General features: G+C 28.6%; 18 protein-coding genes and 1 riboswitch. Of the genes, 8 read left to right on the plus strand and 10 right to left on the minus strand.

Annotated elements, in window-relative coordinates; genetic code table 11:
- Positions 1-49 precede the first annotated feature (49 nt).
- The 8 genes from rny to Q1J48_RS03475 all read right to left on the minus strand — a co-directional run bounded on the left by rny (position 50) and on the right by Q1J48_RS03475 (position 8,554).
- The gene (gene rny, locus Q1J48_RS03440) at positions 50-1,615 is read right to left on the minus strand and encodes a ribonuclease Y (RefSeq protein WP_300330747.1); all 1,566 of its coding nucleotides are present in this window, start codon (positions 1,613-1,615) and stop codon (positions 50-52) included.
- 24 nt (positions 1,616-1,639) lie between these two features.
- Positions 1,640-1,990 (minus strand): STAS domain-containing protein, encoded by a 351-nt coding sequence (locus Q1J48_RS03445; RefSeq protein ID WP_300330750.1) that lies wholly within the window; start codon positions 1,988-1,990, stop codon positions 1,640-1,642.
- Positions 1,990-2,403 carry an ATP-binding protein gene (locus Q1J48_RS03450; RefSeq protein WP_300330752.1) on the minus strand — a complete coding sequence of 138 codons (414 nt, stop codon included), beginning with the start codon at positions 2,401-2,403 and terminating at the stop codon, positions 1,990-1,992. Before Q1J48_RS03450 ends, Q1J48_RS03445 begins: the two co-directional genes overlap by 1 nt.
- Positions 2,382-2,894 carry a hypothetical protein gene (locus Q1J48_RS03455; protein ID WP_300330755.1) on the minus strand — a complete coding sequence of 171 codons (513 nt, stop codon included), beginning with the start codon at positions 2,892-2,894 and terminating at the stop codon, positions 2,382-2,384. Before Q1J48_RS03455 ends, Q1J48_RS03450 begins: the two co-directional genes overlap by 22 nt.
- A gap of 61 nt (positions 2,895-2,955) precedes the next feature.
- Positions 2,956-3,867 carry a tRNA (adenosine(37)-N6)-dimethylallyltransferase MiaA gene (miaA, locus tag Q1J48_RS03460; protein WP_300361263.1) on the minus strand — a complete coding sequence of 304 codons (912 nt, stop codon included), beginning with the start codon at positions 3,865-3,867 and terminating at the stop codon, positions 2,956-2,958.
- A gap of 9 nt (positions 3,868-3,876) precedes the next feature.
- Positions 3,877-5,163, minus strand: coding sequence for a GTPase ObgE (gene obgE, locus Q1J48_RS03465; RefSeq protein WP_300330760.1), 1,287 nt, complete (start codon positions 5,161-5,163; stop codon positions 3,877-3,879).
- Positions 5,164-5,267: 104 nt separating this feature from the next.
- Positions 5,268-7,739, minus strand: a complete 2,472-nt coding sequence (locus Q1J48_RS03470; RefSeq protein ID WP_300361266.1) for an AMP-binding protein — start codon at positions 7,737-7,739, stop codon at positions 5,268-5,270.
- 110 nt (positions 7,740-7,849) lie between these two features.
- Positions 7,850-8,554: a murein L,D-transpeptidase catalytic domain family protein gene (locus Q1J48_RS03475; RefSeq protein WP_300361269.1), complete on the minus strand. Its 705-nt coding sequence runs from the start codon at positions 8,552-8,554 to the stop codon at positions 7,850-7,852.
- Positions 8,555-8,659: 105 nt separating this feature from the next.
- On the opposite strand from Q1J48_RS03475, the gene Q1J48_RS03480 reads away from it, so the two are divergent.
- Positions 8,660-9,961, plus strand: coding sequence for an ATP-dependent nuclease (locus Q1J48_RS03480; RefSeq protein WP_300361271.1), 1,302 nt, complete (start codon positions 8,660-8,662; stop codon positions 9,959-9,961).
- A 94-nt stretch (positions 9,962-10,055) separates the two neighbouring features.
- Positions 10,056-10,514 carry a NanQ anomerase/TabA/YiaL family protein gene (locus tag Q1J48_RS03485; RefSeq protein WP_300361273.1) on the plus strand — a complete coding sequence of 153 codons (459 nt, stop codon included), beginning with the start codon at positions 10,056-10,058 and terminating at the stop codon, positions 10,512-10,514.
- A gap of 149 nt (positions 10,515-10,663) precedes the next feature.
- Here the strand turns inward: Q1J48_RS03485 and thiC are convergent, their stop codons facing one another.
- Together thiC and Q1J48_RS03495 are read right to left on the minus strand one after the other, a co-directional pair.
- Complete coding sequence (gene thiC / locus Q1J48_RS03490; RefSeq protein ID WP_300361275.1) at positions 10,664-11,950, minus strand: phosphomethylpyrimidine synthase ThiC; 1,287 nt, start codon at positions 11,948-11,950, stop codon at positions 10,664-10,666.
- A 74-nt stretch (positions 11,951-12,024) separates the two neighbouring features.
- A riboswitch (TPP riboswitch) is annotated at positions 12,025-12,129 on the minus strand.
- Between the two features lie 55 nt (positions 12,130-12,184).
- Positions 12,185-12,598, minus strand: coding sequence for a hypothetical protein (locus Q1J48_RS03495; protein WP_300330778.1), 414 nt, complete (start codon positions 12,596-12,598; stop codon positions 12,185-12,187).
- A gap of 172 nt (positions 12,599-12,770) precedes the next feature.
- On the opposite strand from Q1J48_RS03495, the gene trmFO reads away from it, so the two are divergent.
- The 6 genes from trmFO to Q1J48_RS03525 are packed head-to-tail and all read left to right on the plus strand — an operon-like array spanning position 12,771 to position 18,605.
- The gene (gene trmFO, locus Q1J48_RS03500) at positions 12,771-14,084 is read left to right on the plus strand and encodes a methylenetetrahydrofolate--tRNA-(uracil(54)-C(5))-methyltransferase (FADH(2)-oxidizing) TrmFO (RefSeq protein WP_300330780.1); all 1,314 of its coding nucleotides are present in this window, start codon (positions 12,771-12,773) and stop codon (positions 14,082-14,084) included.
- 35 nt (positions 14,085-14,119) lie between these two features.
- Positions 14,120-14,995, plus strand: coding sequence for a tyrosine-type recombinase/integrase (locus tag Q1J48_RS03505; RefSeq protein WP_300361278.1), 876 nt, complete (start codon positions 14,120-14,122; stop codon positions 14,993-14,995).
- Between the two features lie 41 nt (positions 14,996-15,036).
- Complete coding sequence (hslV, locus tag Q1J48_RS03510; protein WP_300330822.1) at positions 15,037-15,561, plus strand: ATP-dependent protease subunit HslV; 525 nt, start codon at positions 15,037-15,039, stop codon at positions 15,559-15,561.
- 11 nt (positions 15,562-15,572) lie between these two features.
- The gene (gene yqeH, locus Q1J48_RS03515) at positions 15,573-16,697 is read left to right on the plus strand and encodes a ribosome biogenesis GTPase YqeH (RefSeq protein ID WP_300361281.1); all 1,125 of its coding nucleotides are present in this window, start codon (positions 15,573-15,575) and stop codon (positions 16,695-16,697) included.
- Between the two features lie 14 nt (positions 16,698-16,711).
- Positions 16,712-17,194, plus strand: coding sequence for a hypothetical protein (locus tag Q1J48_RS03520; protein WP_300330789.1), 483 nt, complete (start codon positions 16,712-16,714; stop codon positions 17,192-17,194).
- A 16-nt stretch (positions 17,195-17,210) separates the two neighbouring features.
- Positions 17,211-18,605 carry an NAD(P)/FAD-dependent oxidoreductase gene (locus Q1J48_RS03525; RefSeq protein WP_300361283.1) on the plus strand — a complete coding sequence of 465 codons (1,395 nt, stop codon included), beginning with the start codon at positions 17,211-17,213 and terminating at the stop codon, positions 18,603-18,605.
- Positions 18,606-18,608 lie beyond the last annotated feature (3 nt).

Raw genomic sequence — 18,608 nt, forward strand, 5'->3', positions numbered from 1 at the left:
AAAAAAAAGACCTAAACAATTTTAGTTTAGGTCTCAATTTCATTTATTACTATCTAGCATATTCTGTTGCTCTAGTTTCTCTTAAAATAGTTACTTTTATTTGTCCTGGATACTGCATTGTATCTTCTATTTTCTTAGCCATATCTCTAGCCATAATTATAGCTTCATCATCTGATATTGTTTCAGGATTTACAACTATTCTCATTTCTCTTCCAGCTTGAATTGCATAAGATGATTCTACACCTTTAAATGAATTAGCTATTTCTTCAAGAGATGCCAATCTCTTTAAGTAAGCTGATAATGTTTCTCTTCTTGATCCTGGTCTTGAAGCTGATACAGCATCAGCGGCTTGTACTAGTACAGCCTCAACTGTCTTTTTATCCACTTCGTTATGGTGTCCCATAACAGCATTTATAACATCTTCTTTCTCTCCAAATTTTCTCAAAAATTCTCCACCTATGATAGCGTGAGAAGATTCAGTTTCGTGATCAAGAACCTTACCTATATCATGTAATAGTCCTCCTCTCTTTGCAAGTTTAACATTGCAACCTAACTCTGCAGCTAAAACTCCACAAAGTTTTGCTACTTCTATTGAGTGAACTAAAACATTCTGTCCATAGCTTGTTCTGTATTTTAATTTTCCTAAAGTTTTTACAACTTCTGGATGAAGACCTTGTATTCCAACTTCTAGTAGAGCTTGTTCTCCTGCATCTATTACATCTTTTTCTATCTCTTTTCTAGCTTTATTTACAAGTTCTTCTATTTTACCCGGATGAATTCTTCCATCTGATATTAATTTATCAATTGCTCTTCTAGCTATCTCTCTCTTAACTCCATCATAGCTTGATAAAACAACTGCTTCTGGAGTATCGTCTATAATTACATCAACACCTGTTAAAGATTCAATAGTTCTGATATTTCTACCCTCTCTACCAATAATTCTTCCTTTCATCTCATCGTTTGGAAGATTTACAACTGAAACTGTTGAGTCAACAACATATTCAGAAGCCGCTTTACCAATGGCTGTTGATATTATTCTTTTTGCCATATCCTCTTTTGTTTCTTGTAATCTTGCTTCATATTCTTTTATTGCTAAAGCTGTTTCATGAGTTAAACTATCTTTTAATTTTGAAATAAGAAGTTCTTTAGCATCATTTTTTGAAAGTCCTGATATTTTTTCAAGCTCCTCTTCTTCTTTTAATTTTAATGCCTCAGCTTCAGAAATTTTTTCTTGTAATTCCTCTTCTTTTTTATCTAACTCAAGATTTTTTTGCTCTAATTTTTCTAATTTATTATCTATATTTTCTTCTTTTCTTGTTATTCTCAATTCTTTTTGTAAAATTTCATTTTTAGAAGCTTTTATTTCTTTTTCAGCTTCCTCTTTTATTTGATAAGCTATCTCTTTTGCTTTTAGCTCAATATCTTTTTTAGTGATAAGAGCTTCTGCTTCTGCATTTTTTATTATCTCTTTCGCTTTTATTTTGCCTTTTAACTGCTCATCTTCCATATTTTTTAATTCTTCTATTTTTTTATCTATAACAGACTTTTTATATAATACAGCGAATATTATACTTAGTCCGATTATTCCTAATCCTACTCCCAATATATAATCCATCTCTATCCTTTCTATAACTCCCTTTTATTTTTTAAAACTTTTTACTGCTTCCGCTTCTGTTTTATAAATTTCAAATAATTCATCTAAACCTATCATTTCAAATATAGATTTTATATGTTCACTTAAGTTGCTTAATTTTATATCTCCACCAGCTTCTCTTGCTGTTTTTAACTTTCCTCTAAGTATTCCTAATGCTAAACTGTTTATATGCACTACTTCCTCAAAGTTTATTATGAATTTGCTCTCCCCATCTTCCATATCTTGTGTTATTTTATCTTTTAATTGAGGAGCTACTAAGGCATCTAATTCACCACTTACGTTTAACACTACTACCCCGTCTTCTCTTTTTTCCAATAAACTAAATTCTGTATTCATTATCTATTTTCCTCCTTAACTTTTTTTTCGACCTTAAACTTTGTACCATTTACCTTTTTTTCAATCTTAAAATCATCCGACATTTTTTCGGCGATTCTTAATCCCATTCCACCCTCTTCTTTACTAATTTTAGTATCATCAAAACCAACACCATTATCCTCGACTACTAATTTTATTAAATTTTCATCTTTTTCTACTATGATAATAAGTTCACCTGGCTTATATTGATACCCGTGCTCTACCACATTAGTTGCTAACTCATCTGTTATTGTTAAAATTTCCATTATACTACGTTCATCTATTTTATAGCTTGTTAAATATGCTCTAATTAATGATCTAACAACAGATAAATTTTCTAAGGTAGATGGAACTAAGATTTTTATCTCGTTTTTTATGACTCTTTCAGTTTCCACCTTTTAACCCTCCAGTTATTATCAACTAATTCATAATCAACTAATATATAAACAACTTGATCAGAACATATTATTCCTATTAAATTGCTGGCTGTTTCTTTATAAAATTTTGTTTCCCCTATAACTATTTTTAAACCACCAAAATTATTTTCTTTTAAAAATTTAAGTAATTCTCTATTTGCTATAGTATCAACAAAACTCTCTTTCACACTACTAATATCCCCTGATTCGATAAAAAATCTAATATCATTTAAATTTTTTTCAAATTCTTTTTTATCTTGCTGTCTTTTTAGTGATGCTTTTTCCAGTTTAGTTGCTAATTCTTTATCATATGATTTTATTTCAAGGATTTTAGAATTTAATTTTTCTATTTCCCAGTTATCATAATATTCTTGATAAGTTGCCATTTCTTGTTTCTGATTTTTCTCAATTTGTGTACTAGAACACCCCATAAAAATCAAAAGAACGACTAAAAATAGTATTTTTTTCATTTTTCCTCCTCAAAATCTTACTCTATAATATCATAACTCGCCTTTTTTATCAAGTTAATTATTATTTTGTTTCTTTCAAATACAATTCTTTAATCTCTTTTATTATCTCATCTTCTTTGACTTTATCCAAGTCAAACCAGATGTAGTCCTTTTGATTTCTAAACCAAGTCAACTGTCTTTTAGCATATCTTCTGGAGTTTCTTTTTATATCCTCTATTGCTTTTTCAAAAGTTATCCTTCCTTCAAAAAAATCAATAAACTCACTATATCCAATTATATTAATCTTTCTTAAAGTTTCCCCACCATATTTTTTATATAAAAACTCTACCTCTTTATATAATCCCTGTTCCATCATAATCTCTACTCTTTTATCTATTCTTTTGTATAGATTTTCTCTGTCTCTAGTTAAACACAATTTTATAAAAGAGTAATTATTATTTTTTATATTTTGTTTTGAAAGTTCAGAGAACTTTTGGTTTGTAATAAGACAAACCTCCAAAGCTCTCTCCACCCTTTTTCTATTATTTATATGTATTGTTTCTGCTGCTTCTTTATCTAGATTTTCTAATTCTCTATAAAGTTCTTCTATGGGCGTTTCACTTAATTTCTTTCTTAATTCTTCATCTGCTGAAGGAAGATCTGACAATCCATCTGTGATAGAATTTATATACAATCCTGTTCCACCAGTAAGAATTACACCTTTTCCTCTTTCTTCTGTCTGTTTTAGGATTTCATCTACCTCTTTTTGATAATCACCAACACTGTACTTTCTTGTAGGTTCCAAAACATCTAGCATATAGTGTTTTACTCCCAGCATCTCTTCTTCAGAGATTTTAGCTGTACCTATATTCATCTCTTTGTATACTTGAGCTGAATCAGCAGAAATTATTTCGCAATCTAATTCCTTAGCTAATTTTAATGATAAATCTGTTTTTCCTACTCCTGTTGGTCCAGCAATAACTATACCTTTCATAAAAATCTCCTATTCAACATACTCAAATTCTACGTCTATTATTCTAACTGTATCTCCATCAACAGCTCCAGCTTCTCTTAAAGCTTGTTCCATTCCAAGATTTTTTAACATATGTACAAAAGTTATTACAGACTCTTCATCATATGTTATTACATATTTAGATAATACTCCGTCAACCATAGCCCCTTCAACTTGGAATACTCCATCTTCATCTTGAGTTATAATAAATGGAGCTTTATCAGTTTTTTGAGCTCTTATTACTTTTAATACATCTTCCTCTTCCTCTAATGGTTCTCTCTCCATTTTTTCTAGAAGATTATATGTATCTCCTATAACTTCTTTTATTCCATCACCTAAAATTACAGATATTGGATATACTTTAGATCCTTTTTCCTCTACATATTTTTTGAACTCTTCGTATTTTTCCATTTCCCATAATAAATCCATTTTATTAGCTAAAACAATTTGCTTTTTATTTGCTAATTTTTCACTGAATTTTCTTAATTCTTCATTGATTTTATTATAATCATCAATTGGATCTCTTCCTTCTATTCCAGCTACGTCAACAATATGATAAATCATTTTACATCTTTCTATATGTCTTAAGAATTTATCTCCAAGTCCTACACCTTCACTAGCTCCCTCTATCAATCCAGGTATGTCAGCAATAACAAAAGATTTTCCCTCTGCCATTCTTATTACACCTAATTTTGGCTCTAATGTTGTGAAGTGGTAAGCTCCTACTTTTGACTTAGCAGCTGAAACTTTATTAATAAAACTTGATTTTCCAACTGATGGATAACCAACTAGAGCTACGTCAGCTAAAAGTTTTAATTCTAATTTTACTTTTACCTCTGCCCCTTCTCTACCTTTTTCTGCCATTTTTGGTGCTTTTCTTATAGAGTTTTTAAAGTGTTCGTTACCAAATCCACCTTTTCCCCCTCTTAAAAATACTCTCATTTGATTAGGAGTATTCATATCTAATAAAAGTTTTCCACTTTCTAAATCTCTTACTTGTGTTCCAACTGGAACTTTTATTAATAAGTCCTCTCCATTTTTACCAAAACATCTTTTTTTGGCTCCATTTCCACCATTTTCTGCAGCAAATTTCTTTTTAAATTTAAAATCAATTAGAGTATTTATATTTGGATCAGCTAAAAATATAACATCTCCACCTTTTCCTCCATCTCCACCATCTGGACCTCCAAATTGAATAAATTTTTCTCTTCTGAAAGTAGCAGCTCCATCTCCACCATTTCCAGCTTTTACAGTTATAATTACCTCATCTATAAACATCTATTTTTCTCCTTATCTTTTCATATTTTTTTACAGATTTATACTATTTTATTATACCATTTTTTACAATAAAAAAAAAGTCCGTTTATGGACTTTTTTTATTCTTATTTATCTAATTCTCTAACTATAATATCCTTTATCTTCTCTGAGTACTCCTCATAAGTCAATTTTTCATCAGGATAAACCTTTTCTAAAAATTTTACATCTACTTTTCCTGAGTGAGGATGTTTTGCGCTAGGAGGATAAAGATCATAAGCACCTTTTATAACAAATGGTACAACTGGTATATTAAGTTCTTTTGAAAGTATTGCAAAGAATTTTTTAAATGTTCCAATCTTTCCATCTCTAGTTCTTGTTCCTTCTGGGAAAATCACAATATTATATCCCTCTTTTATAGCCTTTCCTAAAAGTTGGATAGAAGTTATTAAATTTTTATTGATGTCAACTAAAATTATATTTGAATTTTCTCCCATAAATTTCATATAAGGTTTTTCAAAATGTTTTGATTTTGCAAAATAACAAGTTTTATCCAAAACTTTATTTGAAAAACTTTGGTTTAAAATAAATCCATCTAAAAAGCTCTGATGGTTTCCAACAAAGATAACTGGCTCTTTACTATTTGTATTTTCTAATCCAGATTTATTTATTCTTATATAAAATACAAATAATGGTTTTAAAATGGCTTTTACTATTTTTCCAACAAAATTTGATTTTGGAAATCCAGTAGTATCTACATCTGCCATCAATAAATCTTTCCATTTAACATTTGAGTGGTAAACCTCTTTTCCAGCTTTAGAAACATATTCAGCTAATGCCTGAACTGTTGCATTCTCTACTAAAGTTTTCTCGTCTATTCTGACTCCAAAACTTCCTTCAATAAATGTCATAAGTTCAACTATCTCTAAAGAATCTAAACCTAAGTCAAGCTCTAAATGTGCTGTTGGAAGAACAGGTTTATCTTTTAAAGTTTTTATATAATTTGAAATCTCTTTATACTCAACTGTTGTTGGTTCATCTATTTTTTCTTTAACCTCATCTTTTGATTCCAATAGATCTTTAAGCATAAATCTTCTTATTTTTCCAATTTTTGTTTTTGGAAATTCTTGTCTAACTATTTTTATATCTAAAACTTTTTTATAACTAGGTGCTTGTTTATTGTATTCATCTATAACTCCCATTTTAAAAGTTTCTAATATATTAGTTATTCCACTTTCATGCAACTTATAAAAATCTGGTAAAATCATTGCTGTTAATTTATTTTCATAATCTATTATAGCAATCTCTTTTATAAGATCTGTCTTTCCTGATATCCAATGCTCTATCTCAATAGGATTTATATTTTTTCCATTTGATAAAACTATCATCTCTTTTTTTCTACCAGTTACATAAAGTTTATTGCCTTCTAAATTTCCTAAATCTCCAGTATGAAACCAACCATCTTTTATAACTTCTGCGGTAGCTTCAGGCTTATTATAGTAGCCTTTCATGACATTTCTTCCTTTTACAAGGATCTCTCCATCTTCACCTATTTTTACCTCTACATCTTTAAGTATCTCTCCAGCACAACCTGGAATTACTCTATTCATCGGTGTAAAACTTATCATTGGAGCTGTTTCAGTAAGTCCGTATCCTTCACATATATCAATACCTAAAGTAAGAAAATCTCTTGAAATTTTTGGATCTAGCTTTGAACCCCCAGCAACAAAAAATTTAACAGCTCCTCCAAAACCTTGATGAACCTTTTTAAATAAAACTTTGCTTAATTTTTTACTATTTATCTTTTCAGCAAATTTAAATATTCTTTTTGCTACCTTATTACCATTTATTTTTTCCATTATTTTTTTGTGTAACATTTCCCACAATTTAGGAACTCCTATAATAATAGTAATTTTATATTTATTTAATGCATCAACTAAAGCTTGAGACGAAAGTTCTTTCATAAATACTAAAGTTGCTCCATAAACTATTGGTAAAAGTCCAGAACCAAGCAATGGAAGTATATGATGCATTGGAAGTATTCCTAAAACTCTATCATTAGAATCAAACATTTTATGTTCCATCAAACCTTCTAAATTTACTAAAAGATTATCAAAAGTTAACATAACCCCTTTTGGATTTCCAGTTGTTCCAGAAGTATAAAGTATAAACATTACCTTATCTTTTTCTGTTTTTTCATCAAGCTCTACTACTAAATTATCCCCTTGATAATCCAATGGAATATCCTCTCCAACTAAAATTTTTATATCTAGATTTGATAATTCCACAGCTTTTTTAGCAGTCTCAAAATTCTTTCTACTTGTTAATATATATTTTGGTGTACAGTCTGTTAAATAATAAACTAACTCCTCACTTGTAAAACTTCCATCCAAATTTACAGATATACCTCTTTTATCAAAGATTCCTAAAAGCCCATATAGTATCTCCGGCCTATTCTCCATAAAGATTACTACTTTATCATCTCTTTGAATATCAAGTCTTTGAGCAAAACTTTTAGCCCCCCTAGCTGTTTGTGTATAAGTTATCTCCTTATCGTCATATATAATAGCTACCTTTTCACTTTCTTTTAAAAATATCACTATAATTCTCCTTTTATATAACACTCGTTATCATTTAATTACCCATTATATCACACTTGTATTTTTTTAGCAATATCATCTATAAATTTTTTCATTACTTTAAGTTTTTATTATAAATATATACTTTTTTCAAAATAATTTTCGTCATTTCCATAGATAAAAAGAACTGTATTCATATTTATATCTTCCATAACTTTTTTAGAAATACCATAAGGTATTGCCGGACACCCCTCTGTTCTACCTAAAAATCCATAACTATCTATATATTTTTGTTCTGCCTCTTTTGCTCCATGTATAACTATCCCTCTTGCTATGGCATTTGAATTAAATCCCTCTTCTAACCCTTTTAATCTGACAGAATATCCATATTTTCCATTATAATGAGATCTTGTCAAATAAAAACCAACTGAACTTTTAAAGGAATTTGGCTGATTTGAAAAACTAACTGCTTTTTCTGCCCCACTATTTTTTCCATGAGTTACAAAAGTTTTATACTTCACCCTTCCCTCTTTTAAATCAATAAAGAAAAATCTCTCCTCTGTTGAATCTTTAGATAGATCTATTATTATTATCTCCTCTTTATTTTTATAATCTATTTTTAAGTATCCATTCATTGCCATCTCAAAAACTTTATAATCCAATTCTTCTGAAATATTTAAATTTTTATAAAATTTTTCCATTCCAAGTTTCTCAAAAGATTTTTTGGATTCTTCTTTAACCTTTACTATTTTTTCCTTCTCTTGATTTTTTTCATTGACTTTTCCATAGGAAAAAATATTTATAATTATAAAAAACATTAACAATATTTTTCTCATAGTTCTTCCTTCCTTAAAATTTTTTTGAATTTTTTTAATTTATATTGTAATATTAACATATAGTAACAAATAAATCAAAATTTATTAATTAAAATTGGAGGACCTATGAAATTAAAACTAATTTCCATAAAACATTGGAGAAAAATAAATAAAATTGATATTCATTTTAATAAACTTATGCTCTTTTTAGGTCAAAGTATTGAGGGAACAAATAATGTTACCTCTGCTATCTCTTTTGCATTTAATAAAACACCTATCGATAAAGATGATATATCAAAAAATTGTGATTATTCTCAAATTAAATTAATTTTTATAAAAGATAAAAAATCATATAAATTAAAAATTTTTATAAATAAGGATTTAAGTATAAAATATTTTTTAAAAACAAACTCTGATTGGAAAGAGATAAGTTATTCTGAATACGTAGATTTCATTGAACAAACTCCGTTCATACATATTCATGGTAAAAAAGGTGGAGATTTTAAAGAAGTAGCATCCTTCTTCTATAATCTTTTAATAAAAAATCCTGAAAAATCTAAAGAGATTGAAAAGGACTTGGATAACCTTTATCAAGAAATAAATTTAGGACATAAAAATAGTGAGATATATAGATATTTATTTTTTCAATTTATAAAAAAAATAGCTCTTGAATCTCTCAATAAAAATAGAACTCTTTTAGGGGATGCCACTATTCTATTTGAAGAGCCAGAATTATATTTAAATCCTCAAAAGCAAAGGGAGCTATATAACTATTTTATAAAACTATCAAACAGAGGAGTTAATATATATCTAAAAACTTTTTCTAGTTGCTTTGTAGGTTTAAAACAATATAAATCCATTTGTATAACTAAACAGGAAAATGAAAAAATATCAGTTCTTCAAACTAATAAAGAGATCTTTCAAGATGATGAAATCAAATCATTCAACATGAACTACTGGATAAATCCGGATCGTGCTGAACTTTTCTTTGCTAAAAAAGTTATCTTAGTAGAAGGTCAAACAGATAAAATAGTTATACCTTTCTTAGGAAAACTTCTTAAAGTTTTTAGATATGATTATTCAGTTATTGAATGTGGTAGCAAAAGTACTATCCCTCAATTTATGGTTTTACTAAATAATTTTAAAATTCCCTATGTGGCTGTCTATGATAAAGATAACCACTCTTGGAGAACTGAAGAGGAGATTGAAAATTCAAACAAAAAGAACAAACAAATAAATTCTTTAGCAAAAGAGAATCTAGGAAAGGCAATACCTTTTGAAAATGATATTGAAGAGGAAATATATAATGCTCATGGAGAAAGAGGAAGTTATAAAAATAAACCTTTCAATGCTCTTAAATATATTTCTGAACCTGGATTTACTATCTCTAAGAGATTAACAAAAAAAATAAAAGATATCTATGAGTAAAAGTTTCATATAAGAAATTATTTTTTTAGAAATATTTTTACTTTTTCTATTTTCAATGTATAATTAAAATATATTAATTTTATGGAGGATTTATATGATAGTTGGTAAAATCAAAGATATTGGAATGTATAAAGGAATTTCTAAAAATTTAGACACTGCTATTGATAGCATATTAAAAGAGGAATATAAAACAGCTCCTATTGGAAAAACTGTAATAGATGGAGATAATGTTTTCTTTAGTTCTCAAGCAATAGAATCTACTAAAGATTATGAGGAAGCTTTATTTGAAACTCATAAAAAATATATAGATATTCAAATGGTTACTGAGGGAGCAGAAGGATTTGGAGTTTTACTTTCTGATGAAGGATTAGAAGTAAACAAACCATTTAACTATGAGACTGACTTTGGTACTTTTAAAAAATACCCTGAAACTATATTTAACCTTGTTCCTGGAGAATTTATAATCTTCTTCACAGATGAGCCTCATATGCCTTGTCTAAAAGTTGGAGAGAAAAAATCTATAAAAAAAGTTGTTTATAAAGTAGCAAAATAAGTTTTTAAATAAAAGTTATATAGAGTTACATTTTGATAATTTTTATCATCTGTAACTCTTTTTTATTTTTATAATTTTAAAAGAGGCTCTTAAAATTTAAGAACCTCTTTCTCTTTTCCAAAATAGATAAACTTTTATATCACCAATTTTTATTTATCTTCTAATATATCATTACATCTTTTTAATGGGCATAGATCTCCACACATTGTACAAACTTTTTCTTCTACTAAAGGCATAGCAGAAGCTCTGTATTCTTTAGCTTTTTCTGGATCTATACACTCTTTAAACATTCCTTCCCAGTTAAGATCTCCTCTGTATTTACTCATTCTATTATCCCAATCTCTAGCTCCTTTAAGTCCTTTTGCTATATCAGCAGCGTGACCAGCTATTCTTGATGCCATTATTCCCTCTTTCATATCTTCTAAAGTTGGAAGTCTTAAGTGTTCAGCTGGAGTTACATAGCAAAGGAAGTCAGCTCCTGCTGAAGCTGCAATAGCTCCTCCAATAGCCGCTGTTATATGATCATATCCTGGAGCAACGTCTGTTACTATTGGTCCTAATACATAGAAAGGTGCATTATGACATAATTTTTTTTCAATTTGCATATTTGTTACAACTTCATGCATAGGTATATGACCTGGTCCCTCTATCATAACTTGTACATCTTTTTCCCAAGCTTTTTTTGTAAGCTCTCCTAAAATTAAAAGTTCTTGGATTTGTGGACCATCTGTTGAATCATAAATACTTCCAGGTCTTAATCCATCTCCTAAACTTAAAGTTACATCGTATTTTCTACAAATATCTAAAAGTCTATCAAAGTACTCATAGAATGGATTTTCTTTGTCATTTAATATCATCCATTGGAAAAGTATAGACCCTCCACGGCTAACTATTTTTGTAAGTCTTTTTGTATTTTTTAATCTATCTATACAAGTTCTATTAAGTCCTGCATGAATTGTTAAAAAGTCTATTCCGTCTTCACAATGCTCTTCAACAACTCTAAATAAATCATCAACACTCATATCTTTTATATTTTTTCCAAGTTTTGCTACTGCATCATACATTGGAACTGTTCCTAACATAACAGAAGATTTTTCAACTAGCTCTCTTCTAAATTTTTTAGTATCTCCAAAAGTACTAAGATCCATTATTGCATCTGCTCCGTACTCGATAGCTTTTTGAACTTTTATCATCTCTCCACTATAATCACAAATATCTTCTGAAACCCCTAAGTTAACATTAACTTTTGTTCTTGTTCCCTCTCCCACAGCTCTTGGATAAATATTTTTATGATTTTTATTAGCTGGTATAACTAAAGATCCTTTCGCTAATTTTTCCATAAGCTCTTCCTTTGTCATATGCTCATCTTTTGCTACAATTTCCATCTCTTTAGTAAATATACCTTTTTTTGCAGCTTCCATTTGTGTTGAATACATTTTATTCCTCCTTAAACTTATATAATAAAAAAAGCTCTGTACCTAGGTACAGAGCTATTAAAGATTTATTTAATAAAACAAAATCTCTGCTTCCCTACGATGGTACTAACCATATCAGGTTCCAAGAGTCAGGAATTCTCCTTCTCAGCTAATTATTTATAGCTCCCCTAGCAATCTTCGTTATTTCGTTGTCTTTTTTATTATATAATATTTATTTATTATTTGTCAAATTTTTTAATCAAATAATTCTTCAAGAGAAAAAACAAGTTCCTCTCTCTTCTCTTTAAAGTTTTTTAATTTTCTTATAGGGAAATCGCTTCCATAAAGTTTTACAAATATATTTAAAATTTCTTTATCTAAGTTCCCTTTATTTACTTTTTTCTTATCATATAAAGGAGCTCTTTTTTCAATCTCCCCTTCGATATTTAAAAGTAACATATTTTTTCTTAAACCAATTATCTCTACTTCTCTACATTTATCTTGATAAGCATTTTCTAAATTTTGTGCTTTTCTTTTTTCAGCATTTTGTCTTCTATTTTCAGTTCTTTGTTTTATAGCTTTTTCTTCTAAAATTCTCTTTTGTTTTCTTTTTGCTTTTATCAAAGAATATTCTTTTCCTTTTGGTTTATCTTTGCTTATAACTTCCACTTCTATTTTCACCCCACTAACAAAAAATTTTTGGTATAACAATTAATTATATCACATAAATTATAAAAATTCTATAATTATTTTCTAAAAAATTCTCTCTTCTATGGAAATATTTTAGAAAATATAGTATAATATTATGTACGAATTTGAAAAAAATTTTATAGGAGTGTGTATGAATAAAGAAGTAATTATTATTGGAGCTGGACTTGCTGGAAGTGAGGCTGCTTATCAATTAGCAGAGAGAGGAATAAAGGTAAAACTTTATGAAATGAGACCAAAACTTTCTACTGAAGCTCATAAAACTCAAAATTTTGCAGAACTTGTTTGTAGTAATTCACTAGGAGGAGATCATTTAGGAAATGCCAGTGGACTTATGAAAGAAGAACTTAGAATGTTTGGTTCTTTACTTATGAAAGTGGCTGATGAATTTAGAGTTCCTGCTGGACAAGCCCTAGCTGTTGATAGAACTCTTTTTTCTGAAAAAATTACTAATATCTTAAAAAATCACCCTAATATTGAATTTATAAATGATGAATTAACTGAAATCCCTATGGATAAAATCGTTCTTATTGCCAGTGGACCATTAACTTCTCAAGCTCTTTCTGAAAATATAAAAAAACTTACAAAAGATGAGTATCTATATTTTTATGATGCAGCAGCACCTATTGTAACTTTTGAGTCTATTGATAAAGAAAAAGTTTATTTCCAATCTCGTTATGATAAAGGTGACGGAGAATATATTAACTGTCCTATGAATGAAGAGGAATACAATAAATTTTATGAAAATTTAATAAATGCTGAAAGAATCCCTTTGAAAAAATTTGAAGAGGAAAAACTTTTTGAAGCTTGTATGCCTGTTGAGAGAATCGCCTCTCGTGGAATTAAAACTCTTTTATTTGGACCTCTAAAACCTAAAGGTTTAACAAATCCAAGAACAAATTCTCGTGATTATGCTGTTGTTCAATTAAGACAAGATGACAAAGAGGGAAAAATGTATAACCTTGTAGGTTTCCAAACAAATCTAAAATGGGGAGAACAAAAAAGAGTATTCTCAATGATACCTGGACTTGAAAATGCTGATTTTGTAAGATATGGGGTAATGCATAGAAATACTTTTATAAATTCTCCTAAGGTTTTAACAACTTCTCTAAACCTTAAAGAGTATCCAAACATTTTCTTTGCTGGACAGATAACTGGTAGTGAAGGTTATGTTTGTGCTATGGCAACAGGACTTATGGCTGGTATCAATATTTTCAACAAATTAAATGATAAAGAGCCTCTAGTGTTAGAAGATATATCTTCTATTGGTGCTATAATAAAATATATAACTGAAGAAAAGAAAGATTTTCAACCTATGGGACCTAATTTTGGAATGATTAGAGATTTAGAAGGAAAAAGAATAAGAGATAAAAAAGAAAGATATAATAAAATATCTGAAAGAACTATAAATTATTTAAAAGAAAATTTTTCTGAATATATAAAGTAATATTATGATAAAATATAAAAAAGGGGGATTATTTTTTGGAAAAATTAATTAAAGATTTTCTATTTTATTCAGAGTTTACAATAAGAAAAAAAGATAGCAGTATAAAATCTTTAAAAAAAGATCTAGAACAGCTATATGACTACTGCAAAGAAAATAATATTGTTGACATAAAAAAAATATCTTCAACTGATCTTAGAGATTTTTCTCTTAAACTTCAAAAAGAAAATATTACAAAAAGAAGTTTGGGAAGAAAACTGTCATCTCGTAGAGTATTTTTTAAATATTTAATAGAAAATAAAGTCATAAGTAAAAATCCTATGACTCCAATTAAAACTCCAAACTTTAATATTGAAATCCCTGAAATTTTATCACTTGAAGAAATAAATTTACTTCGTGATATCATTGATATTTCTAAATGCAATGGTATTCGTGACAGACTTATTGTTGAACTTTTATTTTCTTCTGGAATAACTCCTATTGAGCTTATTATGCTAAGTGAAAAAGCTGTTAATTTAGAGGAAAGAGAGATTATTATTGCTAATGGTAAGGAGATCAGAAGAGTTTTTTTTAGTGAAACCACTAGAAAATTTTTCAAACTTTATTTTGAAGCTAAAAAATTAAAGTATAAAGAAAGATATAATGAGAATATTATTTTTGTAAATGGCTCTGCTGATAGATTAAGTGATCGTTCTCTTAGAAGACTTTTGGTAAAATATGGAAAAAAAGCTGGTATAAAAAAAGAGGTGAACCCTTTTATTTTTAGACATACTTTTGGAGCTTATATGCTTTCTCACGGTATGAATATAATATATTTAAAAAAATTAATGGGACATCTAAATATAGAAACAACAAAAATATATCAAGAATTAATAAAAAAACCTATTGTTTTAAAAGACTTGAATATACATTGATAGTAATTTATAAAAATGGAGGTTTAATTTTTGTGGAAAAAATGAAAGCAACTACAATACTTATTGTAAAAAAAGGAAATGAAGTAGCTATTGCTGGAGATGGACAAGTTACTCTTGGAGATACTATCGTTAAATCTAAAGCTAAAAAAATTCGTAAAATAAAAGACTTTGATATAGTTTTAGGTTTTGCTGGAATTGCTGCTGACGCCTTTGTTCTTGAGGAAAAATTTGAGCAATATTTAAATGAATATCGTGGAAATTTAAAAAAATCAGCTGTTGAATTAGCTAAAGACATAAGAAATGATAAATTTCAAAAAGATTTTGAAGCCTCTATTGTTGTAGGGGGAAAAGAGGGACTTTATTCTATTTCTGGTAACGGAGATATTCTTGAACCTGAAGAGGATCTTTTAGCTATTGGAAGTGGAGGAAACTATGCTTACTCTGCTGGTTTAGCTTTGCTTAGACACACTGATATGACAGCTTCTGAAATTGCTAAAGAAGCTCTTACTATTGCAAGTTCAATTTGTATTTATACAAGTTCTAATATTATTGTAGAAAAAATTTAATTGGAGGATAAATGGGTAAATTTTGTGTTGGTTGTGGTATTGAACTACAAGGAACAGATAAAAACAAAGAGGGATTTCTTCCCCTTTCCGTTTTAGAAAAAGAAGAAAACCAAGGTAAAGATCTTTATTGTCAAAGATGTTTCAAAATTAAAAACTATGGTGAATACCTTCCTATCTCTCTATCTAGAGAGGATTATAGAAAAGAGGTTCACGAAGCTTTAAAAGATGCAGATGTTGCTCTTGCTATTTTTGATGCCATTGATTTTGAAGGATCATTTGATTATGAAATCTTAGATATTTTAAGAGAGATGGATTCTATTGTTGTTCTTAACAAAATAGATCTTATCCCTGACGATAAACACCCTTCTGAAGTAGCTGATTGGATAAAATATCGTCTTGGAGAAGAGGGAATAGCTCCTCTTGATGTAGCTATTGTTAGTAGCAAAAAAGGATATGGTATAAGTGGAATTTATAAAAAATTAAATACTTTCTTTCCTGATGGTGTAAGAGCTATTGTTTTAGGAGTTACTAACGTAGGAAAATCTAGCATTATAAATAAAGTTGTTGGAAAAAATATAGCTACTGAATCAAAATATCCTGGAACTACTTTAAAAAGTTCTAAGAAAAAAATCACAAATGGAAATATAACTTTAATCGATACTCCGGGACTTATTCCTGAAGGAAGATTTTCTGATTTAGTTTGTGAAAAATGTAATTTAGATATTGTACCTTCTGTTGAAATATCTAGAAAAACTTATAAAACAGGTAAAGACAGAGTTATCTTCATTGGTGGGCTTGTAAAAATTAGAGTTCTTAGTGAAAATGAATTTGATCCTATATTCTCAGTTTATGCTTCTAAGAATATAACTTATCACGATACAAATTTAGAAAAAGCTAAAGAACTTGAAAATTCAAATAGAAGAGATCTTTTCTATCCACCTTGTGATGATTGTTTTGATAATCCTGATTTAAAAGATTTAGTAACAGAAGAATTTATTGTTGAAAGTGGTGAAGAGCTTGTATTTAAAGGACTTTCTTGGCTATCAGTAAAAAGAGGACCTTTACATCTAGAAATAACTTATCCTAAAAAGGGAGAAATTATTATTAGAAAGGCTTTTATAAAACCAAAAAGATAATTAAGGTGAATAAAATGGCGATCTTTAAATTGAAAGAATGTTTTTTAGAATTTCTTTTTCTCACAGCAACTATTGGATTTTTTATTTATAAGTTTATTTTACCAACTTTCAATGAAGTGACTAATCTAAAAAAAGCTGAAATTGTTGAAAAAAATCTTATTGAAATAAGAGTGGCTCTCGAAAAATATTATCAATTGACTGGAACATATCCAGATCTTAGTAAAGAGGGGGCTAATAATAATTTGACTCTTTTGGATTCTTATAATAAACTTGGACAAAAAATATCATTTGCTGAAATTTATGGAAAAAATATTCTTGACTCTACAGAACAAACTGATTCTTTAGAACAAAGTAACAAAGTTATAGATTCAAATAACTTTGAAAATATTGATGGTAAGGGTGGATGGATATATGACTACTCCAATCAAACTGGTGAAATACACCCTAATTTACCAACTAATATTTATTTTCAAAATATAGATTGGAGTAAACAATAAAATAGATGGAGGAAATATGAAATACGATATTATTTTTCTTGGTGGAGGACAAGCTGGAGTTTTTGGGGCTTACGAGGCTATAACTAAAAATCCTGATTTAAAGGTTTTAATTATTGATAAGGGTAAAATGTTAAAAAATAGAGTTTGCCCTAAAGAGATAACTGGTAAATGTGCTGGATGTCCTACTTGTGCTATAATTTATGGGGTTAGTGGAGCTGGAGCTTTCTCTGATTCTAAATTTAATATGGACTATAAAGTTGGTGGAGATGTTCATAAAGTTACTGGTAAAGAGGTTGTTAATGAAACTATAAAAGATGTAGTTAAGATATATAGAGATTTTGGATTTAATGAAGAACCTGCTGGTTTAAAATATAATCAAACTATGATTGAAATAAAAAGAAAATGTATAGAAAATAGAGTTCAACTTATTGATACTCCTACTATGCATCTTGGAACTGATGGTTCTAGAAAACTATATACAAGTCTTGTTGATTATCTTCTTGAAAAAGGTGTTGAATTTAAAGTTGAAAGAGATATTCAAGACTTAATAATTGAAGATGGTAAAATAAAAGGGGCTATCGTTACTTATAAAGGAAATACTGAAGAGTACTTTGCAGACAATGTTTTACTTGCTATGGGAAGAAGTGGAGCTCAAAAAGTTATGGAAATGTGCCATAAATCTGGTGTAAAATGTTCTAATGGAGCTATTGATGTTGGTGTTAGAGTTGAGATTCCAGATATTATTATGAAAGAAATCAATGAAAACTTCTATGAAGCAAAGATGATATACTATACAAAAACTTACAAAGATAAAATGAGAACTTTCTGTAGTAATCCTAGTGGATTTATTGCTATGGAAAAACACGCTGATGATGTTGTTCTTGCTAATGGTCATGCATATAAACATAAAAAATCTGAAAATACAAACTTAGCTTTACTTTGTACTAAAACTTTTACAGAGCCTTTTGATAAACCTTTTGAGTATGCAACAGCTATTGCAAAAATGTCTTCAATGCTTACTGGTGGAAAACTTCTTGTTCAATCTTATGCAGATTTAAAAGAAGGTAAACGTTCAACAGAAGAGAGACTTGAAAGATTAAATATTGTACCTACTACAACTGACTATGTTGCTGGAGATATTTCACTTGCTTGTCCTAAGAGAATTTTAGATAATATTATTGAGTTTATTGAAGCTCATGATAAAATTACTCCAGGATTTGCATCAGCTGATTTATTACTTTATTTCCCAGAAATAAAATTCAGAAGTACTAGAATGGAAATAGATAAAAATATGATGACTAATATTGATGGACTTTATGCTGCTGGAGATGGTTCTGGTTATGGTAGTGGATTAAATATAGCTGCTGTAATGGGAATGATCGCAGTTAGACATATGTTAACTAGAATATAAAAG

This window comes from Fusobacterium sp. (assembly GCF_029258315.1).
In the GTDB taxonomy this organism is placed as follows: Bacteria; Fusobacteriota; Fusobacteriia; order Fusobacteriales; family Fusobacteriaceae; genus Fusobacterium_B.